The organism is Dyella sp. SG609 (assembly GCF_012275375.1).
Taxonomy (GTDB): domain Bacteria; phylum Pseudomonadota; class Gammaproteobacteria; order Xanthomonadales; family Rhodanobacteraceae; genus Dyella_D; species Dyella_D marensis.
The window spans coordinates 40,313-66,857 of sequence record NZ_JAAZQJ010000017.1 but is presented as its reverse complement, the minus strand read 5'-3'; the positions used below and the strand labels follow the sequence as shown (position 1 = coordinate 66,857).

Here is a 26,545-nt window from a genome sequence, read left to right as displayed (position 1 = left end):
TCTGGGGCGGCCGAAGCCGCAACTCCGATAAGAGTCGGAGAAGTACTCAGGTGGCGTTAGGGATAGGACCGCGTGACTGAGGCGCCTGCCAAGAGGAGGCTTTCTTCCTGGCGCCAACGCAGCATGCGCCTGCGGTTGTTAGGTGGGGGTAACGCGAGATGACGAACCGGACGTGATATCCGAAGCGATTGCCTCGGAGGTGGTCGAAGCGTTGAAGTGCGAGGGCTTTAACGACAGGTTACGGTGATGTAACGGATGAACGCGCGTGTTGCGACGTGAGCCAGGATCGACTGGAGTTACCCGGATTTAGTGGACATGAGTCCCGCGAGTTCGATGGGTTGCCTCGAATTCGTCTGGACTGACGCCGCCAAGATGACTGTGACGGCGTGTCGGATTGTAAAATTCGTCGATGTAACTCGATATGTCCTGAATAGCAGTTTCTCGGTTGGCGTAGATTCGCTTCTTGATCCGCTCCTTCTTCAGGCTACCGAAGAAGGATTCAACCACTGCATTATCCCAACAGTTTCCTCGCCGACTCATGCTTGGCTCAAGCCGGTTGGCCCTGCAGAAGCGCCGCCAGGCATCGCTCCCATACTGCGTTCCTTGATCCGAGTGGATCATGGTCTTGCGGGGCCGTCGGCAACGAATAGCTCTCGTAACAGCCTCAAGAACCAGATCCCGGCGGATGGTAGGTTTGGCAGACCATCCGACGACCTTGCGCGAGAAAAGGTCCACGACCACGGCCAGATACAACCAGCCTTGCCAAGTCCGGATGTAGGTGATGTCCGTCACCGAGACCTCGTTGGGGTGCGATGCAGTGAACTGGCGTTGCAGTAGGTTGGGAATCAAAGCTGACGGCTTGGCTACAGGCTGATGCCGAGTCCGATAACCATGCAATGCCCGCAAACCGTTCTCCCGCATCAGGCGCTCCACCCGGTGCTTACCGCAGGACTCTCCGAGTTCCTGTAGATCCTGCAACACTCGAGGAGCGCCATAGACGCCGTGACTGGCAACAAAGGATGCACGAATCAGCCCAAGCAGCCTCGCGTCTTCCTGAGCTCGATCGGATATCGGATGATCAAGCCAAGCGTAGTACCCAGCCCGAGCGACTCCAAGAAGCCGGCACATGGCTTGAATGCTGTGCTCGTTCCGATGCGCCTCAATGAACTTGTACGCTCGCTTTGCTTTGCTCGGAGCTCTACTCGGAGACATGACCTTCGCCCTCGACGCAGATACCTAGATGCTAGCTATGTCCACTAAATCCGGGTAACTCCAACACCATCCATCGCACGTCGTCACGCCATTCCCTAAAAGTACTTCAAAAACATCCTCAGCCAGGTCCGTCGCTGAGGCCAAACTCGCATCGATCCTCAGCGCTGGATTCTCCGGCACCTCATAAGGCGAGCTCACTCCAGTAAAGTGAGGGAGCTGGCCTAATCTAGCAAGCGCATAAAGCCCTTTGACGTCACGCGATTCGCAGACCGCTAGATCTGTCGACACATGGACTTCCAGATAATGTCCATGCGCCTCGATCATACTTTGCGCCTGCTTCCGTGCGTCCGCGTACGGCGAGATCAGTGCGCAGATGGCAATGCCGCCGTGCTTTGCGATTTCGCCCGCCACGTAAGCGACCCTCAATACATTGGCGAGCCTGTCTTCGCGGGAGAAGCCTAGTCCGGCAGAAAGATGCCGGCGCATCTCATCTCCATCGAGCATGCTGACGGTGCGATTCGTGCGCTCCATAAGCAAGGCGGCAAGCGCTTTGGCTATGGTGGATTTGCCTGCGCCGGACAGGCCGGTAAGCCAAACGACTACCCCTGGTCGCGTGCGCGGACGGAAGGAACCGCGCAGGATAGCCACGACTTCCGGAAAACTGAACCACTCGGGCACCTCTTCCCCGCCGGCCAAGCGCCGGCGAAATTCGGTTCCGCTGATCGCTTGGGCCATGTCACCGCCACGTATTTCATCTGTGGCCACATAAGCGCCCCTGTTGGCGGCATACACCATCTCCTTGTAAGGCAGGATATGCATGCCGAGCTCGTCGGCATGCGACAGCACCAGAGCCTGGGCGTCATACGGTCCGTAGTAAGGCGTCCCGTTCGAGGACTCACCCGGGCCCGCATGGTCGCGCCCGACGATGAAATGCGTGGCGCCATAATTCTTCCGGATGATGGCATGCAGGAGCGCCTCGCGTGGGCCACCCATGCGCATGGCCAGCGGAAGCAGCGACAGCTTGGCGCTGGCGCCCCCGTAATAAGGCAGCAAGGCCTGATAGCAGCGCACGCGGGTGAAATGGTCCACGTCGCCTGCGCGAGTGCGGCCGACGGTCGGGTGCAGCAGCAGCTTTGCGCCGGTCTGGGACATGGCGCGCACGGTCAGTTCGTAATGGGCGCGGTGCATCGGATTGCGGGTCTGGAACGCGACCACCCTGTGCCATCCATTTGCCTGGAACCAGGCCCGTAGGCTGCGCGGCGTATCGCGCAAGGCGGCGAAATCGGCGTGCGCCGGTAACTGGATGCCGCGGATCGATCCTCCTAGGCAGATCCGCCCTGCTTTCGCCAACACTTCCGCGACTCCGGGATGGCCGGTATCCAGGGTTCCGAATACACGCAAGGCTTCATGCTCGCCATCCAGGCGAAAGGCATCTTCCACCCTCATGATCGCCAATGGCGTGGCATCGCTGTCGCGCAGGACGACTTCCTGTCCGGGGTGGATGCCGTTCGCCACGGCCGCGTCGACATCGAGCGTGACCGGCATCGGCCACAACGTGCCGTCCGCCAGGCGAAGCCGTTCGACCACGCTCAGGTAATCGGCGCGGGTCATGAAACCTTTCAATGGCGAGAAGCCGCCATTGAGCAGCAGTTCCAGGTCGCACAGCTGCCTGCCGTTGAGCGTTATCGCAGGCAGCGCCGTGCTGTGCTTGCGGAGTACGGCGGCTTCGTCCTGCGCAAGCAGCAGGTCGACGAGCAGGCCGCCATGCGGCGGGTTTCGCTGGGCACGGGATATCGCCCGGTCATGCACCCTGCCATCAAGCTCGTTCACCCGCCCCTCCCCTTGCCAAGCCCATCGTCACCAACGTATCCGCACACCGACATTAGCCGACTCTTCCCGATACTTGCTTCCACTCAGCTCACGGCTGGCCGATAACACGCCGAACAGGCTCACGCCCGGATTGAGCCGGGCTTCCACGCCCGCATCCAACCGAACGGTAGTGCCCAGGTCCTGATTGGGCAGCATCAAGCTGTTCCCGCCCACCCCGGGCTCGACCACCTGCAGGGCATCCCTCGCCTGATTGAGCGTCCGCTGCACGGCGAGCGTCGCCCATGGCTTGATCATCGCACCGCGATCGGTGGTGAACACCCGCTCCATACGCAGACCCAGGGTGGCCGTGCCCATCCAGTTGTTGTTGAAGGTCAGCGCGCGCTGATTGGCGTCGATCATGCTGTTCCAATGGACCTGTGTAGCCGCCAGCTTCACGTGCGGCTCGAACGTCCAGCCGCTGTCCAGCTGGTAACGGTGCCCGAGCTTTGCGCTGACCGTCACGCTGCCGCCGCTGAGCGACTGCGTGAAGCTGTCCGAAGTGCGGATGCGGGCGCGGGCGCGCTGGCCGCTCACTACGGTGTCGAGGTAGCTGCCGTCGTTCCAGTACAGGCTGCCGTACCAACCGGCCACCGGCGTGTCGAGGCGGATGCCGGCCTTGCCGATGCCCGGTAGGCCGGTGGAGTTACGGCCGTCGGTCCAGTAGTTGCCGTGCAGATAGCCGATGAACGCGCCGATGCGTCCGCTGCCGCTGCTGTCCGAGCCCACGTAGTCGTAGCCGACGTACATGCCCACGTCGCTGCCGGAGGCGGCGACGCCAGGATCGCCACCCAGGTCCGTGCTGCTCGCGGTGGCCGCCACCCAGAAACCGTGGCAGTCGTCGACGAAGCGCGTGTCGGTCTGCATGGCTTCGCGTTCCTCCGGCTTGTTGCCGCACTGCGGATGCTCGGTGCTGCGCATGCCGGCCAGGCGCTGGTGCACAAGGTCGTCGTTCTGCCGCGCCATCAGCGCACCCAGGGTCGGCAGCACGGCGTAGGCGGGCAGTTCCGGCAACAGGCCGGCCTGCGCTTCCAGGTACCAGTTGTGATCGGCTTTCTGGTCGAAGCTCCAGGGGAAGGAGCTGCCGCTCAGGCGCACGGCGCCGTCGACGGTGCTGGCCGGCACGAAGCTGCCTGGCGTGGCTGGATTGTCGTTCGGGCTGGAGATCACCAGGATCGATACCTTGCCCGCGCCGGAGAGCTTGGCGCCGTCACTGTCGAACGCCACGCGGGTGACGCCGCTGACGTCGCCGCCGACGTCCAGCCCGCCCGCTTTCAGCGTCTCCGGTGACACGTCCAGATGCAGCGTGCCGTTGTTGCCGGCGTAGTTGCCGCTGATCGGCAGGCGGTTGGTGCCGACGTCGATCAGGCCGGCGTTCTCGATGCTGCCGCCGAAAGAAGCGCCTTCCTGCTGGGCGAACAGCTTGGAGGTGCTATCGATCGCCAGCGTGCCGCCCTGCAGGTTCAGCGGCGCGCTCAGCGTCAGGCTGCTGGCATTCAGCAGTTCCATGCGCTCCCAGCCGCTCAGCAGGGGCAGTTTGCCGCTGTCCAGTGCAAAGCCGCTGAAGCTGAGGCGGTCGGTGCCAGCGCCGCCGTTCAGCGCGGTGACGCCGCTGATGTCGCCGCCGGTGAAAGACACGCTGTCGTTGCCGGCGCCGAAGTCGAACGCGCCGCGCACGGTACCCACCGACGTGAACGTGTCGTCACCGCTGGTGCCGCCGTACTTGCCTTCGACCTGCAGCGTGGCGCCGGCGGCCACCGTGGTGTTCTGCGCCGAGATGCTGCCGCCGGCGGTCACGTCCAGCGTGCCTTCGCGCACGCTCACCGCGGTGAGGTCCGAGCTGGCCGGGCCGTTGACGTTCAGCACACCGGCGCCGCTCTTGCTGAGCGTCTCGAAGCCCTGCACCGCGCCAAGGTTGGCAACGGTGGCGATGTCGGCGTTGAAGGTATCGTTACCGGCGCCGGCCTCCACCGTGCCGAGGATGCGGGTGTTGTCGTGGATGGTCAGCGTGTCGTCGCCATCGCCCAGCGCCAGCGTGCCGCCGGCGGTGTCCAGCGTGCCGGCCACGTCGAGCACGTCGTTGCCCGCACCCAGGTCACCGGTCGCGCGCAGGGTGGCGCCCTCGCCCACCGTCACCGTGTTGGTGCCGGCACTGCCGCTCAGCACGGTCGCGGTGGCGCCGGCGCTCTGCACCGTACCCTTGACGTTGAGCGTGGTGCCATCGGCCAGGGCCACGGTCGGCGTTTCCAACTGGCCGGCCACGGTCAGCGTGCCGCTGTCGATGGTGGTGCCGCCGCTGAAGCTCTGGCTGCTGGTGAGCGTGGCCTCGCCGGCATTGGTCTTGCGCAGGAACTCGAAGTTGATCGTGCGAGACGCATCGAAGCTCAGCGCGCCGGCATTGTCGAGCACCACGGTATCGCCCAGGTTGTGGCCGCCGCCGCTGATGGTGTTGTCGAGCACGGCGCCGTCCTGCAGCGTCAGCGTGTCGTCGCCGCCGCACAGGTCGATGGTGCCGGTGCCCGACACGGTGCCGGCCACGGTCATGCTGTCCGCGCCGTCGCCGCACCCGAAGTGGCCATCCACCTTCAGGGTGGCGCCTGCCGCCACCAGGGTGTCGAGCGGACCGCCGGCGATGGCCGCCACGGTGGCGTTCGGCGCGATGTTCAAGGTGCCGCCAAGCACGCTGACCTGCTGCAGGTTGGTGGTGGCCGGGCCGTTGATGTTGAGCACGCCTGTACCGGTCTTGGTCACGCCCTCGAAATTGACCAGGGCGCCCAGGTCGGCCGTGAGGTTGATGTCGTACACGCGCGTGTCGAAGCCGGCGCCGCCGTCCACCGTGCCCTGCACCACCGTGCCGTCATGCACGACGAAGCTGTCGTCGCCGTCGCCCAGCGCAAACACGCCGCCGGCGGTGTTGAGCGTGCCGCGCACGTCGAGCACGTCGTTGCCAGCGCCCAGGTCGCCCGTGGCCAGCGCGGTGCCGATGATGTTCACCGTGTTCACCCCGCCGCTGCCGGTGATGGCGGCCGCCGTGCCGCTGCCGGCGTCCAGGTTGCCGGCGACGGTCAGCGTGGTGTCGTCGCTCAGCGTCACGCCGGGAGTATGCAGCGTACCGGCGACTGCCAGTTCGCCACCGCTCAACGTGGTGCCGCCGCTGAAACTCTCGTCGCCGACCACAGTGGCCGTGCCGCTATTGGTCTTGTCGAGGAACTCGAAGTTGGTGACCGTGCCGCTGCCGAAGGTCAGCGCCTGCGCGTTGTCCAGCACTACCCTGTCGCCCGTGCCGCTCGCGCCGCCGTCGAGGGTGCCGGTGAAGCCGCTGAAGTCGGAGCCATCGCGCACAGTCAAGACATCGTCGCCGTCGCCGAAGGCGATGTTGCCGCCGCCGCTGACCGTGCCGGCGACGGTCATGCTGTCGTTGCCGGCCGAACCGCTGAAGCTGCCGTCGACGTGCAAGGTCGCGCCGCTGGCCACCGTGGTGGCGGTCACGCCGCTGAGGCTGCCGGCCGCGCCGACGTCTAGCGTGCCGCCATCGACGTTGACCGTGGTGAAGGCGGACGGTGCCGGACCGGCGACGGTCAAGGTGCCCGTGTTGGTCTTGGTCAGCGTCTCGAAATCGATGGCGCCGCCGAGCACGGCGTGGCCCACCAGGTCGGCGACGAACGTGTCGTTCCCGGCCCCGCCGCTCACCGGCGTGGCCAGACCGGAAAGGTCGGCGCCGTCCTTGATGATGAAGGTGTCGTCGCCGTCGCCGAGATTGATGGTGCCGCTGCCGTTGCCGCTGCTGAGCACGGTGCCGGCCACGGTGAAGCTGTCCGCGCCGCTGGTACCGGTGTAACTGCCGCCATCGGCCAGCTCGAGCGTCGCGCCGGCCAGGATGTTGGTGTTGACGGCGCTGACGCTGCCCGTGCCGGTCACGCGCAGGAGACCCTCGTTGAGGTTGACGTCGATGAAGTTCGACGCACCCTGGATCTCCAGCGTGCCCTGCCCGGACTTGCCCAGCGACTCGAAGCCCAGCAGGCTGCCCAGCGGCACGGTGTGGCCGCTGCTGATGTTGACATCCAGGGTGTCGTTGCCTGCGCCGCCGTCGATGGTGGCGTCCGCGGTATTGGTGGTGTCGAACACCTTGAAGGTGTCGTCACCGGCGCCCAGCGAGAACACGCCTCCGTTGGTCTGGAGCGTGCCGGCCACGCTGAGCACGTCGTTGCCGTCGCCCAGGTCGCCGGTGGCGACCAGCAGCCCGCCGGCCGCCACGTTGACCGTGTTGACGCCGCTGCTGCCGGTGATCGCCGCCGCGCCGGCCACGCCGCCGTCCATCTGGCCGTCCATGTTGAGCACGGTACCGTCCGCCATGGTGACCGTCGGCGTCGAGAGCTGCCCCGCCACGGTCAGCGTGCCATCATTGAGCAGCGTGCCGCCACTGAAGGTCTGCGTGCCGGTCAAGGTGGCCTCGCCGGTGTTGTCCTTCTGCAGCACTTCGAAGTTGGCGACGCGGCTCGCGTCCAGGGTCAGCGCGCCGGCATTGTTGAGCACCACCTTGTCGCCGGTACCCGCATCGCCGTCGATCGGATGGGCCAGGCCGGCCAGATTCGCGCCGTCGTTGAGGACCAGCGTGTCGTCGCCGCCGCACAGGTTGATGGTGCCGCTGCCGGAGAGCGTGCCCGACACGGTCATGGTGTCGCTGCCGGCGCCGCAGCCGTAGCTTCCGTCCACGTTCAAGATGGCGCCGCCGGCCACGGTGGTGGTCAGCGGGCTGCCCACGGTCGCTTCGATGCTCGCGCCCGCGGCCACGTTCAAGGTGCCGCCGAGCACCTGCACGTCTTGCAGCGCGGTGGCGCCTGGCCCGGTGACGTTGAGTACGCCGGTGCCGGTCTTGGTCACGCCTTCGAAATTGAGCAGCGCGCCGAGCGTCGCCGTGCCGTTGATGTCGTAGGTGCGCGTATCCAGGCCGGCGCCGCCGTCGATGGCGCCCAGCACGGTGGTGCCGTCGTGCACGATGAAGTTGTCGTCGCCGTCGCCCAGCGAGAATACGCCGCCGCCGGCATCGAGCGTACCGCTGACATCGAGCGTATCGACGCCCGCGCCGAGATTGCCGGTCGCCAGCAGGTTGCCGCCAGCACCCACGGAAACCGTGTTGCTGCCGGCATCGCCACTGATCAGCACCGGCGTGCCCGCACCGGCATTGACGGTGCCGTCCACGTTGAAGGTCGTGCCGCCGGCGATGCTTACGGTGGGGGTCTGGAGCGTGCCGGCCACGCTCAACGTGCCGCCGCTGACCGTCGTGCCGCCACTGAAGCTCTGGGAGCCGGTCAACGTCGCGGTGCCGGCGTTGGTCTTCTGCAGCAGCTCGAAGTTGGTCGTGCGGCTGGCATCGAAGGACGATGCGCCAGCCACGTCGAGTACCAGCGTATCGCTGCCCGTGCCGCCGCTGATGGTGTTGTTGAGCACCGCGCCGTCCTGCAGCGTCAGCGCGTCATTGCCGCCGCACAGGTCGATGGTGCCGCTGCCCGATACGGTGCCGGCGACGGTCATCGTGTCGTCGCCCGCGCTGCAACCGTAGCTGCCGTCCACGTTCAAGGTGGCGCCGACAGCGACTGTCGTGGTCAACGGGATGCCGGTGCTGCCCACCACGCTGCCGGCGGCGGTCACGTTCAACGTGCCCGTCTGCACGTTCACCGTATTGAAGTCCGAGCTCAGCGGACCGTTGATGTTGAGGGTACCCGCGCCAGTCTTGGCCAGCGTCTCGAAGCCCTGCACCGCGCCGAGGTTGGCCACCATGTCGATGTGGGTGTCGAAGGTGTCGTTACCCGCGCCGGCGGACACCGTGCCGACGATGTTGGTATTGTCGTGGATGGTCAGCCTGTCGTCGCCGTCGCCCAAGGCAAGCACGCCACCGCCCGTGTCGAGCGTGCCGGCCACGTCGAGCACGTCGTTGCCGGCGCCCAGGTCGCCATTGGCCAGCAGCGTGCCACCCGCACCGACGCTGACGGTGTTGCTGCCGGTGCTTCCGCTGATGGTTGTGGGCGCTCCGCCCGCCGCCTGCACGCTGCCGTCCACGTCCAGGGTGGTGCCGTCGGCCAGGCTGATGGTCGGCGTGGTCAGATTGCCGTCCACATCGAGCGCGCCCTGGTTGATCGCGGTGCCAAGGGCGAAACCCTGCGTGCCGGTCATGGTGGCCGTACCGGTGTTCTGCTTGACCAGGCCGCCGAAGCCAGAGGTCTGGCTGCCGTTGAAGCTCAGCGCGCCGGCGTTGTCCAGCACCAGCTGGTTCACGCCGGTGCCGCCGTCGACACCCACGCCGGCAAGCGTAGCGCCGTCGCGCAGGGTCAGTACGTCGTTGCCGTCACCCAGGCCGAGGGCGCTGCCGCCGGTATCCAGCGTGCCGGCCACGGTGATCGTGTCGTTGCCTGGGCCCAAGTTGCCATTGGCGCGCAGCACGCCGCCGCTGTTGACCTGGATCGCATTGGCGCCGCCGCTGCCGATCAGGAGCGCTGGTGCGCCGCCAGCAGCCTCGACCGTGCCGTCGACATTGAGCAGCGTGTTGTCGCCCAGCGCCATGCTGGGCGTGGTCAGCGTGCCGTCCACGTCGAGTGTGCCGGCAAGGACCGCGGTGCCGGCACTGTACGCCTGTGCGCCGGTCAGGGTGAGCACGCCGCTGTTCTGCTTGGTCAACTGCTCGAAGCCGCTGATGCCCACGCCACTGAAGGTGTAGGGGTTGGCGTCGTCGATCACCAACTGGTCGGTGCCGGCGCCGGCATCCACGCCGGTGCCGGCGATGGACGCGCCGTCGTGCAACGTCATCACGTCATTGCCGTTGCCCAGGCTCAATGTGCCCGTGCCGGTGTTGAGCGTGCCAGTGAGGTTGAGTGCATCGCTGCCTTCGCCCAGGTCGCCGTTGGCCAGCAGCGTGCCGCCGCCATTCACGGTGATGCTCTGGTTGCCGGCATCGCCGGTGATTGCGGTGGGCGTGCCGCCGCTCGCCTGCACCGTGCCGTCGACGGTCAGCGCAGAGGTGCCGGTCATGCCGATGGTCGGCGTGGCCAGACCGCCGTTGACTTGCAGCGTGCCAGCGCTGATGGTGGTGGCGCCGATCTGGTTGCTTGCCGACGTCAGCACACTGGTGCCGGTGCCGACCTGCGCCAGTGTGCCGGGGCCGCTCAGCGTGCCGCTGAAGGTGAAGGTGTCGCTGCGGTTGAGCGACAGCATGGACGTGGGCGAATCCACGATCACGTTGCCGGCGCCGGCGTTGCCCGTGGTGCCGCCGTTGCCGATCATCAGGTTGCCGTTGTTGATGACCGTATTGCCGGTGTAGGTGTTGTTGCCGGTCAGCACCCAGGTGCCGCTGTCGTTCTTGGCCAGTGTGGTCTTGCCGGTGCCGTTGTCGCCGATGGCGCCGCCCATGGTGTTGGCGCCGGTATTGGTGCCGCCCAGGGCGATGGTGCGAGTCGCATTGGTGCCGAGCAGCGCCACCGCGCCAGTGTTGGTGAATTGCAGTGCGCCGGTGCCGGAGGATTCGATGTACGTCACGCCGATGTCCAGCGTGAACTGACGATCGCTGGTATCGCCTGCGCCGGTATAGCGCAGCGTGGAGCCATTGCCGATCACCAGGTTGGCCGCCGCATTCGACGAGGCGCCGATGCTGCTGGCCTGCCCGCCATTGGCCATCTGGTCGACGCTCAGCACGCCGCCGTTGATGCGGGTGACGCCGGTGTAGGTGCTGTTGGCGTTGGTCAGGCGCCAGGTGCCGGTGCCGGTCTTGGTCAGCGAGGTGACGCCGGCGCCGTTATTGTCCAGCTGCGCGGCCAGCAGGTTGTAGCCAGTGTTGGTGCCGGTCAGGGTCAGCATGCGGGCGGTGTTGGCGCCGGCCAGGGTCACCGGGGCGGTGCTGGTGAATTCGACGATGCCCGTGCCTGAGGCATCCAGCGTGCCGCCGCTGGTGCCCAGGGTGAACTGGCGGTCGGTACTGCTGCCGGTGCCGACATAGCGCAGCGTGCCATTGATGGTCAGATTGGCCGGCGCGGCACTGGATGCGCCGACCGAACTGGCCACGCCGCCGTTATTGAGGCAGTTGACTGCCAGCACGCCCGCATTGATCGTCGTCGCGCCGGTGTAGCTGTTATTGCAGCCGGACAAGGTTTGCGTCCCCGCGCCGTTCTTGATCAGGCTGCCGGTGCCGGAGATCGCACCGGCATACGTCTGACCCAGGCCGTCCCGGATCGTCAGCATACCCGTGCCCAACGCGATATTGCCGCCCGTGCTCCCGCCGCCGATCAGGGCTCCCGCGTTGGCGTTGAAGTTGTTCAGGTCCAGCAGTGCGCCGGCGGTGTTGTCCATCCAGAAGGAGTTGGTGCTGCCGAAGGCCGTGGCCGAGCCGGCGCGCAGGATGCCGCCCCTGACGTGGGTGTTGTTGGTGTAGGTATTGTTGCCGGACAACACCAGCGTGCCGGTGTCGTCCTTGTACAGCTCGCCGCCGCCGATGACCTGGCCGCTGAAACCGAGCGTGGTGCCGTTGATGACGTCGATGACGCCGTAGCCCGAGAGCGTGAACCCGCGATCGATGCTGACCGTACTGCCGGTGTAGTTCAGGTTACCGTTGCTGAACACCAGGTTGGCCGACGCGGCGGACGATGCGCCGATGCCGCTGGCCTGCCCGCCATTGGCCAGGCAGTCGGTCGTGAGGGTGGCGCCCTGCAGGGTGGTGGCGCCGGTGTACGTGTTGTTGCAGCCATTGAAGTTCTGATTGCCGCCATCGGTGCGCCAGACGCCTCCGGTGCCGCTGATCACACCCGAGTAGCTGCCGTTGCCGGAGGCGATGCGCAGCGTGCCCGAGCCCAGCGTCACGTTGCCGCCGTTGGCGCCACCGCCGTTGAGCGGGCCGATCAGGTTGTCGAAGTTGTTGAGGTCGAGCCCCACGCCCGCCGCGTTGGCCAGGTTGGTGGGCGCACTGGTCAAGGCGCCAAGCACGTTCGCCGCGCCCGCGCGCAGGATGCCGCCATTGACCGTATTGCCGCCGGTATAGGTGTTGGCGCCGGTCAGCACCAGCATGCCGGCGCCGTTCTTGGTTAGGCGGCCACTGCCGGTCACGATACCGCTGTCGGTCAGCGTCGTCCCTGCCTGAGTCACATCGATGGTGCCGCCGCTGCTGCCCAGGGTGAAGCCACGGTCGGTGCCGACGGTGACGCCTGTGTACTGCAGGCCGCCGCCATTGAGCACGAGGTTGGCCGACGCGCTGCTTCCCGCGCCGATGCTGCTCGCCTGCCCGCCGTTGGCCAGGGTCGTCGCGCCGAGCAGGCCGCCATTGACGGTGACGATGCCGGTGAAGGTATTGGCGGGATTGGCCAGGGTCAGCGTGCCGGGGCCGCTCTTGAGGAAGTTCGCCCCGTCCGGGCTGCTCACCAGTCCGCTGAAGGTGAGGTTGGCGTTGGCGTTGGTCACCTGCACGCCGCTTTCCACGATGGCGCCGGACTTGGCGAAGGTGAAGCCGCGGTCGCTGGTGTCGCCGGTGCCGGTGTAGCTGAGCGTGGCGCCTTCCAGCGACAGATTCGACGGCGCGGCAGAGGATGCGCCGATGCCACTGGCCACGCCACCGCTCTTGATGCTGCTCACTGACAGCGTGCCCTGCGCCACGCGCGTGGCGCCGGTGTAGGTGTTGCCGTTATTGCTCAGCGTCACCAGGCCGGTACCCGCCTTGACGAAGCCTGTGCCCGTGCCGTTGTCGACGATCTGCGAGGCGATGGTGAAGTTGCCGGCACTGTTCTGCTGTACGGCCAGGTCGCCACCGCTGGCGCCGGTCATCATGCCGCCCGTGATCACCTGATTGGTGTTGAGCACCGACGGTGCCACGATGATGGTGCCGTCCACGCCCAGGGTCTGGCCGGGGCTCACGGTGACTGTGGTGGACTTGGCCACCGTATAGCGCAGGCCGCCCAGCTGCTTGGTGCCGGACACCGTATTGAAGAAGCCGGTGGAATCGGTGATGTACTCGCCGTTGAGCCAGTTGGCCGCGTTGTCCTTGTTGGTGTAGTCCACGGGTGTGAACGCAACGATATTGCCGCCCACTACCTTGGCGTAGTCCGTGCCGTTGACGGTCGCCCAACCGCCCAGCGTGGTGTTGGTGGTGGTGATACGGCCGCTGCTCGGCAGGTTGAAGTTGATCAGCCCGCCCGTGCGGTTGATGGCGCCCAGGTTCACCGTCAGGCTGCCGCCGGTGCCGGACTTGGCGTCGATAGTGTTGTTGCTGGCGCTGACGTTGAGGCCGTTGAAGGTCTGGGTATTGCTCTCCCCCGCCGCGCCGATGACGTTGAGCCGGCCGCCGGCCATGTTGAGCGTGGAGCTGCTGCTGACGATGTTGCTGGCCGGGCCGCCGGCGGGACTGAAATCCAGCGCGAGGATGCCGCCGCCGATAGTGGTGGCGCCGGTGTAGGTATTGGCGCCGGTCAGCGTCTGCGTGCTGGCCCCGAGCTTGGTCAGGCCGCCGGTGCCGGTGATGTTGCCGGCGTAGATCGCGGTGGTGCCTGCCGCCGCCTGCAAGGTCATCGTGGCCGTGCCCAGGTCCACGGTGCCGCCTGTGCCTGTAAGCGTGGTGAACGTCTTGTCGAAATCGTTGAGGTCCAGCGTGCCGCCGTTGACCTGTGCGGTGGCGGATGCGCCGAAGGCCGTGCCCGTGCCGGCACGCAGGATGCCGGAATCGACGATGGTATTGCCGGTATAGGTATTGGCGCCGGTCAGGATCCAGGTGGCGTTGCCCGCGCTGCGCAGGTTGCCGGTGCCGGAGATCACGCCCGAAATGAGGTTGTCCGCCCCGGTGAAGCTGCCGCCAAGGGTGGCCGTATTGGAAATGCCGACGGTGCCGCTCAAGGATAGCGCGCTGCTGCCGTTGCTGTTGAGTGAACCATTGGAGATGGTCCAGGGTTTGTTGGTCGATTCACCGGCGCCGACGTAGGAAAGATTGCCGCCACCGATGGAAACCGAACCGGCGCCGAGGGATCCGGCGACGCCGGCATTGGCGATCAGTGATGCCTCCACCTTGCCGGCGCCGCTAATCGAAGCCGGACCCGTGAAGGTGTTGGCGACGCCCAGCCGGACCGTATGCCCGCTTCCGGCGGTGAAGGCGATGGGGCGGGCATCGTTGGCACTGATGACGCCCAGCAGTTCCATGTCGGCTGACTGTGCATTGAAGCCGATGGCATGGCCCCCTGCGCCGCCGCCGGCAATATTGCCGGTCAATCGCAGTGTGCCGCTGCCCGCGTTGAACAACGTGGCGGAACCCGCGTACGCGCCCGGATTGATCTGCCAGTTACGGTTGGAGCTATTGCCAGTGCCGGTGTAGTAGACCTGATTCGGGCCGAGGGACTGACCGCCGCCCGGTCCGATGACGATGGTTCCGTTGGCGACCGTGGTGGGAGCGCCGAGCGCGCTCGCCACGCCGAGGTCGGCGATCGAACTGAAGGCGTTGTAGCTGCCGGACCAGCCCGTCTGCGTGGTGAACCGGGTCTGCCCTTGGTAGTCGTTGGCGTTGTTGGTCAGCGATACGCCGTCGGCGAGGCTCAGTCCGCCGGCGCCCGTGTAGCGCACGCCACCCACGCCGGCGCCGCTTATGGAGGCGATGCCGCCCGTGAGGTTGGCGGTGCGGCTCGACGAAATCATGCCTATCGATGAGAACGACCGCCCATTAGCCAGATAGATCTGGTTGGCCGCATTGCCCAGCGCCGCGTCGCCAGTCGCGCCGATGCTGAGATTGCCTCCGATGGCATTGATGTCGCCGGTGAAGCTGTTCGCGGCATTCAGGACCAGGGCGCCGCCGTTGATGGTGATGCCACCGCCGAAGCTGTTGCTTCCATTGAGCGTCAACGTGCCCGCGCCGCCGGTGATCAGCCCGCTGGTGCTGATGATCGGCGAGGCGATGGTGGTGCTACCGGTCGTCACCGTGATGGTGGGGCTGGTGCCGCCGAGCGTCAGACTGCCGCCCGTGAGCGAGTAGCCCGTGGTCTGGAATGTGAGGTTGTGAGCGGTGATCGCGCCGCCCAGGGTGACTGTGCCCGCTGTTCCACCGAAGTACGCGTCGTAGAGAGCGGCGTTGTTCCACGCACTGTAGGGACCGCTGACGCCGTCGCTGTTCGGACTCCAGAACGGGCTGGTGGTATTCCAGGTACCGGTGCCGCCGTTGCCGAGGCTGGTGCCGTTGACGTCCCAGTAGCGGTCGACCGCATACGCAGGCGCCTGCAGCGCCAGCAGGGCCGCGAGGATGCTCAGCCGCAGCGGCCAGGGCGAGGACGCGTGCGCGACATCGAGATGCTCCGGCGCGATACCGGCGGCGCCGACGCGCCGATCCACGCTGCCGTCGCTCTTGCCGCGGCGGGTCGCCAGCTCGGACGCCACCACCCAGGTGTGCAGCGCCCGCGACCAGATAATGCGGAAAACACGATTCATGAGCCCTTCCTCCCCTGTTGGCTCCAACGGATGCACTGCTCAGTCCAGGTGTCTCCTGTCGCGGATGTCCGTAAACGCGGCAGCGCGATCGAGTACGTCGACGAGCGCTCCGTGGGCGCCCCAAAAAGTCTTGACGAAGGCGTCGGGCACCGAGTGCCCCACGGCCTCCAGCGCATCCGCGGCCCGGTCTTCGCCGATGAAGCGGCAACCCCACGCGGTGCGATGGGCGAGCTCGCGCACCCGCATCCATTCACCGGCGACGGCGGCATGCTCCATCCTCCGCAGGTCGCCGCCGACCGTGTGGTGAAACACGCACAGCACCACGCCGACCCGACAGGCGTCGTTGCCGAGCAATGCGGCCAGGGCCGGATACGCCGGATGTTCTTCGTGATGCGCCGCGTCCATCTCCCGTTCCTTGCGTCTGAGAAACTCGCCGGTCGCCCGTGTAGGTCGAAAGGCCATCGGAGGTATGCATAGGCTAGGTTCGGCAGCCGCGCCGAACTATTGGGAAAACTCTTAGGGTGATCGCTCGCCACTACCCTGTCCCTCTGGTCTTGATGGGATCGCCGGCCACAACGTCGGCGTTGAAGTTCGCGATGAAAAGTTTGGCGGTGCCGGACGTGTGCCGGAAGCCAGCAAAACGGCAACCTCTGGTTGCCATTGCGCGAACGCCGCGACGTGGAAAAAAAGGGACGAAAGCCATCCTGCTTTCGCCCCTTCGCCACCGTCTCACGACGCTCGGAGCTCCTCCAGGGAAGAGAAGCTGTGCACGTCCAGCGCAGGGGGTAGTGACTGCCACCGGACCGTCCGGAGGGCGAGGCGTTTCCGGCGGATGCGGGTCAGATGGTGGCGATCCGGTCGCGGTGGCGGAAGATCACGGATCGGCAACGTGTGGTTGCGTGGCAGCGAACGCGCGCCTCACACCACACGCACGCCGCGCGGGTTCGACGACGCATGGCGCCAGAACGCATCGTTCTCGAAGCGCCGAAACAGATCCGGCGGCAGCACGGTGGCGCGTTCGCGCGCGGCCACCTTGCTGCCGACCGCATGCAGGCCCGGCATGCCGGTGCGCTCGTCGAACTCGCTGGCGTCGAACTGCACGTGGTCGAAGTCGTGCTGGAAGCGCGGCGCGCCGATGAAATCGTAGACCGCCGCCATGGCCGCGGCCGGCTCGCGCACCAGCGTCTCGTACTGCAGCAGCATTAGGTGTTGCGCATGTTCGCCGAAGAAAGCGTCCTTCAAGGCGTTATACGAGTACCCAAGGATGCCCTCGCCCGTGGCGAAGCCTTCGACACGGTGGTAGATCGTGCCGCTGGTCTGGAAATTGAACATGAAGGACGGGCGCAAGGGATTCTTCTGCACCGCCCGCTCCAGGCTATCGATAATCCACGGCACCTGGCGCACGCACGCGATGATCTTGAAGTCCGGATAGAGTTCGCTCAATACCGGCAGCTTCGCGCACCAGGTGCGGCTCGTATCGAAGATGACCTCTGCCGTGTACTCGCCGCCATAGTAACTGGCGACAAGACCCCGCAGCACGCGCCGGCGCTGCTCGTCAGTGATGAAGGCCGAATACTGGTTGCGGTCGCTCATCTCGCCCAGCATGGCATCGACCATGCCGGCGAGCGGGCTACTCATATGCGCGTGGAAACGCGGGTTCTGGCGCAGCAACGCCGCCAGCAGCGTGGAGCCGGACCTGGGCAGGCCGGAAATGAAGTGGACAGGTCGCATGCTTTCTCTTCGCGTGGTGCGTTCAGTTCGCCGGGCCGTCCGCTGGCGGTACTGCCACTGTGCCATGCAGGCGCCCACCTGGGAATTGGATCATGGCCGCTCCGTCACTCGATCAGAAAGCCCAGCCCATGGTGATTGAGGAACGCGCCGATCTCGGCCTTGGAACGCAGGCCGAGCTTCTTGAAAGCGTTGTACTTGTGCGTCGAGACAGTCTTGTAGCTGCGCTGACTGTCAATGGCGAGCGCCTGCATGTTTTCGCCCTTGGCGAGCGCGAGCATGACATTGCGTTCGGCATGGCTGAGCCTGTACCACGGGTGGTTGCGTGCCGCCTCCACGTCGATCGACGGATCAATGAAGGTCTGGCCCGCGACTACGGCATGGATCGCATCGATGGCCACCTGCGGTCCGCTGCATTTAGAGATGTAGGCCGCGGCGCCGTGGTCCAGTGCCGCCAGCGCCACGCAGGGACTCGTGTTGCCGGTGTAGACGATCAGCCGCGGCGGCGAGCCCGCATCCCGGACGGCCTTGAGCAGAGGGATGCCTTTCGCTGCGGCCATGTCCGGCTCCAGGATGAGGTAGTCGTAGCAGCCCCCCCTCAGGCGGCGCAGCAGCCCGGGGACGCCGATGGCGGTGTCGATCTGCGAATTTCTGTCGCGAAATGCCGTCCGCAGCATGTCGGACAACGCCACCAGAATGATGGGATGAACATCGGCAATCAGGAACCTCATTGTCCCCCTCCCCGGAAATGCACGCCTGCAAGGTTGTGGACCGGCCCCTACCCTTGCCGGTCCGCGAACGCTTACCTTCCTGCTCGAGCACTCCAGCTCAAGCCAGGATCGCCGGCGTCCGTTGGCGCGATGATCTGCGCCTGGGATGTCGGGCTTCATTCTGCCTTTGGTCCCGCCGAAGATGTGCGTGCAGCCCCCACCCACGATGGGGGGGATCCCCTGGAAGCGGCGGCGGCGTGAATGCCATGATGAATCCGCCCGTTCCGGACGCCGGAACCGCCGCCTCGTAAATTCTTGCCGGCGGAGATTATCATTCGGCCGATCATTGGCAAGATGCACTCCTCACGGTGCCTCGAAGCAGCGTGACGGTCGGGGGGCTTACAGGGGGTATGTCATGGCGTTTCCTGGTCGGGCGATCGGCGCAGCCAGCCATTCGATACGTGCGTCACGGCTGCCTTGCAGCCCATGACCGAGCCCGAGCTGGTTCTCAAGACGACACCGCCGCGCCTGCTGCGTGGCGCAGCGAAACGCGACCGGCTGCAACCTTTCTGGATCTCCGCCCGTGAACGCGCCGCCATCCTGCTGGCGGCGCCCGCCGGTTTCGGCAAGACCACCGTGCTGCTGCAGTGGCGGCGCCAGTGGATGGAACAGGGCGCACTGGTCGCCTGGCTGAGCACCGACCGCCAGGACGAGCCGATGCGTTTCACGCTCGGCCTGCTGCACGCCGTCGGCAACGTCAGCGGGAAGGCGGTGTTCGGCGCGCTCGCGATCCAGTGCGAGAACAGCATCGACCAGGAAGTGGCCACCCTCACCGCGCTGCTGGGCGAGATCGCGCTGCTCGGTACCGACACCGTGCTGATGATCGACGACGCCGAACGCCTGCCCGAGGCGACCGTACTCACCGCGCTGCAATACCTGCTGCTCAACGCGCCGGCGAACCTGCATGTGGTGATGGGATCACGCGTGCTGCTGCCGCTGCCGATCGCGGAGCTGGTGGCGAAGGGCAATCTCGCCGTGCTGAAGACGGAAGACCTGCGCTTCCGGCTCGAGGAATCCATTGACATTCTCGACCGTCGCCTGGGGCAGCGGCTGAGCGTGCATCAGTCCGCCAAGCTGCACGACACCGTGCAGGGTTGGCCGATCGGCCTGCAGTTCGCCATTTCCAGGATCGAGTACGCCGACGACGCGGCTCGCGCGGCCGACACCTTTTCGGCCCGCCATGGCGATCTGCAGAGTTACTTCGTCGATGCCTTGTTCTCCGGCTTTTCCGCGTCGGATGCGGATTTCCTGATCCGCATCGCCATCCTCGACTATCTGCACGCCGACCTGTGCGAAGCCGTGACCGGTCATCCGCGCGCGGCAGCCCTGCTCGATGCGCTGGCCAGGGAAACCCCGCTCATGATGATGGGCGGAGGCGAAGGCTGGATCCGCCTGCATCCGCTGGCCCGGGAATTCCTGCTGGAGCGCTTCGAGGCCTTGCCGCGCGCCGAGCAGGTCCAGCTGCATACACACGCGTCGCGCTGGTTCGCGGGGCGCGAACGCTTCCACGAAGCGGCGCGCCATGCGCTCGCCGCCGGCGATGAAGAACAGGCCTATGCGTACGCTATGCGTGCGATGTGGATGCTCGGCACACATGGCCGGCTGGCCGAGGCGCGCGAATGGCTGACGCGCATCCCGTCGCGGATCCTCGCCGGGGACATGTCGTTCAAGCTGGTCGCTGCCTGGGTGTGGGCGCTCGGCGACCGCCACGAGGAAGCGCTGCGGATCGGCCTCAAGGCGGCGGCCGATCCGGCAAACACGCCGCAACGGCTGATGGTCGCGCTATGGGTGGCCGGCGCGGCGGCGATCTTTTCCGATCGTCTCGGGCTGGTGCCCGAACTGGTCGCGCGGTGGCCGCAGGCGGCGGCCCAGGTCGAGGAGCCGGTGTATTTCGCCGCACCAGTGAATGGCACCTGCATCGTCGCACTGCATGCGGGCCTCACCGGTAAAGTCCGCGAACTGGCCTCGCAGGTGGCGAAGCATGGCGAGGGTGGATCCCTGCGGCTTACCGCCGCCATGTCGAAGACCATGGTCGGCCTCAGCCATCTGTGGGACGGCAACGCCTACCTGGCCGAGCTTGCGCTGCGCCCCCTGCTGGCCGCGGCGGAAACGGAGGAAGGCCGGCGCAGCACGATCGCCTGCACCTATGCCTCCGTGCTCGCCGCCGCCACCTTGCAGCGCGGACAGTCGGAAGCGGCGCAGGCGCTGCTGGCCAACCGGCTCGACGTGATCGACGGCTGCTACCCCGATGTCATCCTGAGCGCCTATTACACGCTGGTCCGCATCGCGCTCGACAAAGGCGACGAGCGGCGCGCCCTGGCCCTGCTCGACCGTCTCGACGAGCTAGCGCAGCAGCGCAAGTCGCCGCGCCTGCAGCTGCACAGCCTGGCCGAGCGGGTGCGCATCCATGCGCTGAGCGGGCGCGCCGAGACGGTGGCGAAGCTGGTGGCGGCGTTGGAACAGCTCGCCCCCGTGTTCCGGCGCAAGGCCTACCAGCCGTTCCTGCTGCAGTTCTCGCTGGCCTGCGCGATCGCGAAGGCGTACGCCGCCTTCGTGCGCCACCATTTCGACGAGGTGGAGCGGCAGCTGAAATCCGCGGATGCGCTCGCCCATCAACTGAACCGCAACCAGGATGTGCATGCGCTCAAGGTGCTGCGCGCGGTACTGGCGCGGCGGCGCGGCGCCGTCGAGGCGGCTGCATTGATGTCGGAAGCGATCGGCCTCGCTCAGCTTGGCGGCAATGTGCGCCTGCTCATCGACACCCATCCGGATGCGGTACGCATGGCCGGGGAACTCTTGCCCTCGCCGGCCAACGAGCAAGCCTTGTCAGCCGTTCCGGTGAAGCAGGGCCTGCTGACGACGAAAGAAGCCGAAATTCTCCAGTTGCTCGAAAAGGGTATGCCGAACAAGCTGATCGCCCGCACACTGGATATCAGCGGCGAGACCGTTAAATGGCATCTGAAGAATCTGTTTCAGAAATTATCGGCGAGCACACGGCGACACGCCGTCGATCGGGCCCGGCTGCTCGGCCTAATTGACGAGTAAGCGATCATCCGCTCTCGCATACCTCGCCACCACGGAGCTAGCGTTCATGGCGGTGGCCTTCACAGACAGATCCATAGCCGAGCCGAGGAGTTCGCGTGGCGGCGTGCGAAGGGTTAAAGGCGAGCGCCCCCGATAACAGCACCGGCACGCCCCTGCGCCGCGCAGTTACCCCACCGCACCCGCGCACCCTTTAGAGGTCGATTTCGACGCAGCTATTCACAGCCCTCCAGGGTCCGTCTGATGCGGTCTGGCGGGCATGAAAAGTGAGGCGGCAGCGACGCGCTTTGACGCACGCCATAGCCCCAATAGTCCCTTGAGTGATCGCTCCTTACGAAGCACGCGCGGCTTATGCACGCGCTAGCGAAAGCGGTCCGCGTCGACGGGGTGGCTCGACAATTCGGGAATCCGCATCGGCCATCACCAACCTGTTCGGCCGGGCTTTCTAAGCCCGCCAGCCCCCGCTTTTCCCCGCGGAAAGCCTGGGTACATCGGAAACAGGTGATTCAGGTAATTCGGTCGCCTTTCGGCATTCAAGTCATTGATTTTTCGCCGATCAGTGGTTACCTCAGGAAGGTGATCCAAGGTAACCCCAAAGGTAATCACTTTCTAAGTGACTGATTTTCCGTGGCCGACTCCATCTTCATGATTACCTTTTAAGGGGGTAATCAATTACCTTCTGATTACTCAAAAGATTACCGTAAAGATGGATTCCTACCGCATTGATCTACCGATAAAAATGTATCTACGAAAAGGCGTGATTACCTTGATTACCTTTTTCCGATGGGGTCAAACATTTTCCAGGTCATGAAGGAGCGATACGTCCCTCTCCATCGTGATCGACAGCAATCTCCAGGACCGCGCAACTGCACATCGTTGCTGGCACATCGGGTGGCGCTCGCCACAACGCCTCCGCACATCGCACCAGTCTTGTCACCTAGGTAGCGCTCTCTTGGATGCCTGTTTGCACCCATAGCACGCGGCCACGGACAGAGGCTTCCCGTCGCATCTATCGCAGTGCCATCGCTTGTGTACTGACCCACTCATACACCACAGCGAGGTTGCTCAGGTGACTCGCCATGCCGACGATAGTGGCCTCATTCGCCACGCTTCCCCTATGCAGCACACCCATTGTTCTGAGAGACCGAGTTCAGAACGGCCTCTCCTTGCCCGACCTTGAGACGAGCGTAATGCTGTCTGTCGTCACCATGACCACGCTCGCGGATGTCACTGCATCCTCCTGGTGACCTCCAACGAAACGCTCATATCCCCTCCCTTCCCATTGCTGGAGCTTGCATGATCGGCATCCCCTCAACCGGCAGCCTGACTCAGGCTGTCCTTACCGCGGTCTGCTTCGAAGGCCTTTCTGCTGAGACCCGAGAGGGACGAAAAGCGACGCTCGCCATCATTGACGAAAACGGAAAGGTTATCGAAAGAGGCCCAGCCGTTGCCCAGGAGGCCTGGAATGTCACACTCGCCTGCTACAAGAATTTCCTGGTAGGACAAGGACACCTTCGGGTGTTCTGCGGTCCACCGAGCGCTGTAAACTGAGACACTACGAAGCGGCCCAACGGCCGCTTTTTTTTCGTGCCCACGAAAAGTTTATATAGACTTGACTTTGGGCACGCAAAGAAGAAGTAACTCGCCCCGCGGCAGCGGGGCGAAACCCTCGCCAACGGCGAGACACTCACACGACAGCACATCACCAGCCCCCCCCGTTGGGGTTCACTACGTTCACCCCAACCTACGCCGGGCGCGGCGCAAAGCCGCGCCGCACAAACTCGGCGGAAGTCAATCTTGCCCCGCCCGCAAGCGCCAGCTAGCCTCCCCAAACTCACCGCGTGAGTCCGCATGACCGTCCGCTTCGCCCACCTCCACCTGCACAGCGAATACTCGCTGGTCGACTCGACCATCCGCATCAAAGCGCTGGTCGACGCCTGCGTGCGCGAAGGCATCCCCGCCGTCGCGCTCACCGACGAGACGAACATGTTCGCGCTGGTGAAGTTCTACAAAGCCTGCAGCGCGGCCGGCATCAAGCCGATCGGCGGCAGCGACCTGTGGCTGTCGATGCCGGACGACCCGCGCCCCTCGCGCGTCACCCTGCTCTGCCAGAACCGCGACGGTTATCTGAACCTGTCGCGCCTGGTCTCGCGCGTATGGCGCGAAGGCCAGGGCAACGGCAAGCCGATGGCCGAAATGGCCTGGCTTACGCCGCAGGCGAGCGCAGGCCTGATCGCCCTGATCGGGCGCGAACACGAAGTGGCGCGCATCGCGGTCAACCAGGGCGTCGCCGCCGCGGCCGCGCGCCTGCGCCCGTTCGCGCGGCTGTTCCAGGACCGCCTGTACCTGGAGCTCACCCGCTGCGGCCGCGAGGGCGAGGAAACCTGGAACGCCGCCGCGCTGGCGCTGGCCGCCGAGCTCGACCTGCCGGTGATTGCCAGCAACGACGTGCGCTTCCTGCGCCAGAGCGACTTCGAATCGCACGAGGCGCGCGTCTGCATCCACCAGGGCCGCGTGCTGGCCGACCCCAAGCGCCCGCGCGAGTACAGCGACCAGCAATACCTGAAGACGCCCACGCAGATGGCCGAGCTGTTCGCGGACATCCCCGAGGCGCTGGAAAACACCGTCGAGCTGGCCAGGCGCTGCACGCTGGAACTGAGCTTCGGCACCTATTACCTGCCGAACTTCCCGGTGCCGGAAGGCCACGACCTGGGCAGCTATATCCGCGAGCTGTCGCACCAAGGCCTGAAGGAGCGCCTCGCCACCCATCCGCTGGCGCCCGGCTACACCCTGGACGATTACATCGCCCGGCTCGACCGCGAGCTGGACGTGATCATCAAGATGGGCTTCCCCGGCTACTTCCTGATCGTGGCGGACTTCATCAACTGGGGTAAGCAGAACGGCATTCCGGTGGGTCCGGGACGCGGTTCGGGCGCGGGCTCGCTGGTCGCCTGGGTGCTGAAGATCACCGACCTGGACCCGCTGCCGTTCAACCTGCTGTTCGAGCGCTTCCTCAATCCCGAACGCGTGTCGATGCCCGACTTCGACATCGACTTCTGCATGGACCGCCGCGACGAGGTGATCGACTACGTCGCGCGCAAGTACGGCCGCGACCACGTCAGCCAGATCATCACCTACGGCTCGATGGCCGCGAAGGCGGTGCTGCGCGACTCCGGCCGCGTGCTGGGCATGGGCTACAACGCGGTCGACAAGATCGCCAAGCTGATTCCACCGCGCCCGCTCGACCTCACGCTGTCGTGCGCGCTGGGCCGCTCGGAGAAAGCCAAGAAAGAACCCGACCGCGTCGTCAAGGAATTCTGCGATCTGTACGACCAGGACGAGGAAGCGAAAACGCTGATCGACCTGGCGCTGAGCCTGGAAAACCTCACCCGCAACGCCGGCAAGCATGCCGGCGGCGTGGTGATCGGGCCCAAGCCGCTCACCGAATTCGCCCCGCTGTACTGCGAAGCCGGCGGCGCGGGCGTGGTCACGCAGTACGACAAGGACGACGTCGAAGCCGTGGGCCTGGTGAAGTTCGACTTCCTCGGCCTGCGCACGCTCACCATCATCGACTGGGCGGTGAAGGCGATCAACGCGCGCCGCGCGAAGGAAGGCGGCGAGCCGCTGGACATCGCCGCGCTGCCGCTGGACGACGCCGCCACCTACAAGCTGCTGCAGCAGGCCAGGACGGTGGCGGTGTTCCAGCTCGAATCCTCCGGCATGCAGCGCATGCTGAAAGATGCGCGCGCCGACCGCTTCGAAGACATCGTGGCCCTGGTGGCGCTGTACCGCCCCGGCCCGATGGACCTGATCCCCAGCTTCGTCGCGCGCAAGCACGGCCGCGAGGAAGTGCAGTACCCCGACCCGCGCGTCGAGCCGATCCTGAAAGAGACCTACGGCATCATGGTCTACCAGGAGCAGGTGATGCAGATGGCGCAGATCGTGGGCGGCTATTCGCTCGGCGGCGCCGACCTGCTGCGCCGCGCGATGGGCAAGAAAAAGCTCGAGGAGATGGCGAAGGAACGCGCCAAGTTCCGCGAGGGCGCCGCCAAGGACGGACTGTCCGGCGAAAAGGCCGACGAGATCTTCGACCTGATGGAGAAGTTCGCCGGCTACGGCTTCAACAAGTCGCACGCCGCCGCCTATGCGCTGGTCTCCTACCAGACCGCGTGGCTGAAGGCGCACTACCCCGCCGAGTTCATGGCCGCGACGATCTCGTCGGACATGGACAACACCGACAAGGCGGTGACTTTCATCGACGAGTCCAAGGCGATCGGGCTGACCGTGCTGCCGCCGGACGTCAATGCGTCGGAGTTCATGTTCGTCGCGGTGGAACCGAAGGTGATCCGCTACGGCCTGGGCGCCATCAAGGGTGTCGGCCAGGGCGCCTGCGAGTCGATCGCCGAAGAGCGCAAGCGCGGCGGCAACTACAAGGACCTGGCTGATTTCTGCCGCCGCGTCGATTCCACCAAGCTCAACCGCCGCGTGCTGGAAGCCTTGATTCTTTCCGGCGCGCTGGACGCGCTGGCGCCGACCCGCGCCAGCCTGATGCTGCAGCTGCCGGATGCGATCAAGGCGGCGGAGCAGCATCTGCGCGACAAGCAGTCGGGGCAGAACGATATGTTCGGAGCCATGATGGGTGCGGTAGCGCCCGTAGTGCAGATCGACCTGCCCACCGCCCCCGAATGGCCGCTGGAGCAGAAGCTGCAAGGCGAACGCGACACGCTGGGCCATTACCTTTCCGGCCATCCCACCGACCCCTGGCGCGAAGAACTGCTGCAGCTGTCCACCTGCCCGCTGGGCGAGATCGCCGACCGCTACCAGCCGCCGCGCCCGCGCAAGGGCGACGAGGACAACCGCTTCCGCCGCGGCCCCGACACGCCCTGGACCGTGGCCGGCATGGTCACCGCCATCCGCAAGCGCGGCGAGAGCGACGCCTTCGTGCGGCTGGAAGACGGCACCGGCATCATCGAGGTGAGCTTCTTCGGCGAGCTGTACCAGCAGGTGGCGCCGCTGCTGACGCGCGACGAGATCCTGGTGGTCGAGGGCGGCCTGCGCATCGACGATTTCTCCGGCGGCGGCTTCGCCGTGCGCGCGCGCAGCGCCCACACCCTGGCCGACGCCTGCCGCCGCTTCGCCCGCGTGCTGCATGTGAAGCTGAACGGGGTCGGCCCCGGCTTCGTCGACCAGCTGCGCCAGATCCTGGCCGGCTACCGCAACGGCCGCACCAGCGTGGTGCTGCACGGCTACCACAACGCCGTCGCCCAGGCCGACCTGGAGCTGGGCGACGAATGGCGGGTGGAGGCCATCCCGGCCCTGCTGCGCGCCGTGCGCGCCGTGCCCGGGGTGCAGGCGGCCAAGCTGCGCATCGTCAGGACGGCCGAAGGCCGCGGGGAATAGGTAATGGGGAATAGAGAATAGGTAAGAGCGCCGTCCCACGAGCTTGTGGGCGCCTGCTCTTCCTGTTCTCTATTCCCCATTCCCTATTGCCGGCTCCA

General features: G+C 65.8%; 8 protein-coding genes and 1 pseudogene. 3 read left to right on the top strand and 6 right to left on the bottom strand.

Annotated elements, in window-relative coordinates; all coding sequences use genetic code 11:
- Window positions 1-306: 306 nt before the first annotated feature.
- From FHW85_RS21410 to FHW85_RS21385, 6 genes and pseudogenes are all read right to left on the bottom strand, one after another.
- Window positions 307-1,185 (bottom strand): annotated as a pseudogene (locus FHW85_RS21410) (IS3 family transposase); the annotation flags it as partial.
- Between the two features lie 51 nt (window positions 1,186-1,236).
- Window positions 1,237-3,042 (bottom strand): bifunctional sulfate adenylyltransferase/adenylylsulfate kinase, encoded by a 1,806-nt coding sequence (locus FHW85_RS21405; protein ID WP_343203725.1) that lies wholly within the window; start codon window positions 3,040-3,042, stop codon window positions 1,237-1,239.
- A 27-nt stretch (window positions 3,043-3,069) separates the two neighbouring features.
- Entirely contained in the window at window positions 3,070-15,507 is a 12,438-nt protein-coding gene (locus tag FHW85_RS21400; protein WP_168649586.1) for an autotransporter-associated beta strand repeat-containing protein, read from the bottom strand.
- Window positions 15,508-15,546: 39 nt separating this feature from the next.
- Window positions 15,547-15,912, bottom strand: coding sequence for a hypothetical protein (locus FHW85_RS21395; protein ID WP_168649585.1), 366 nt, complete (start codon window positions 15,910-15,912; stop codon window positions 15,547-15,549).
- A 513-nt stretch (window positions 15,913-16,425) separates the two neighbouring features.
- Complete coding sequence (locus FHW85_RS21390) at window positions 16,426-17,238, bottom strand: sulfotransferase (RefSeq protein ID WP_168649584.1); 813 nt, start codon at window positions 17,236-17,238, stop codon at window positions 16,426-16,428.
- A 104-nt stretch (window positions 17,239-17,342) separates the two neighbouring features.
- Window positions 17,343-17,966, bottom strand: coding sequence for a response regulator transcription factor (locus FHW85_RS21385; RefSeq protein ID WP_168649583.1), 624 nt, complete (start codon window positions 17,964-17,966; stop codon window positions 17,343-17,345).
- Between the two features lie 465 nt (window positions 17,967-18,431).
- Between FHW85_RS21385 and FHW85_RS21375 the strand changes: the two genes are divergently transcribed.
- The 3 genes from FHW85_RS21375 to dnaE all read left to right on the top strand — a co-directional run bounded on the left by FHW85_RS21375 (window position 18,432) and on the right by dnaE (window position 26,447).
- On the top strand, window positions 18,432-21,050 hold the full coding sequence (locus FHW85_RS21375) for a LuxR C-terminal-related transcriptional regulator (RefSeq protein ID WP_210427879.1): 2,619 nt from the start codon (window positions 18,432-18,434) through the stop codon (window positions 21,048-21,050).
- A gap of 1,293 nt (window positions 21,051-22,343) precedes the next feature.
- A complete protein-coding gene (locus tag FHW85_RS21370) occupies window positions 22,344-22,598 on the top strand; it encodes a hypothetical protein (protein ID WP_168649580.1) in 255 nt (84 codons plus the stop codon).
- 300 nt (window positions 22,599-22,898) lie between these two features.
- Window positions 22,899-26,447 carry a DNA polymerase III subunit alpha gene (gene dnaE / locus FHW85_RS21365; RefSeq protein ID WP_168649579.1) on the top strand — a complete coding sequence of 1,183 codons (3,549 nt, stop codon included), beginning with the start codon at window positions 22,899-22,901 and terminating at the stop codon, window positions 26,445-26,447.
- The last annotated feature ends 98 nt before the right edge of the window (window positions 26,448-26,545 follow it).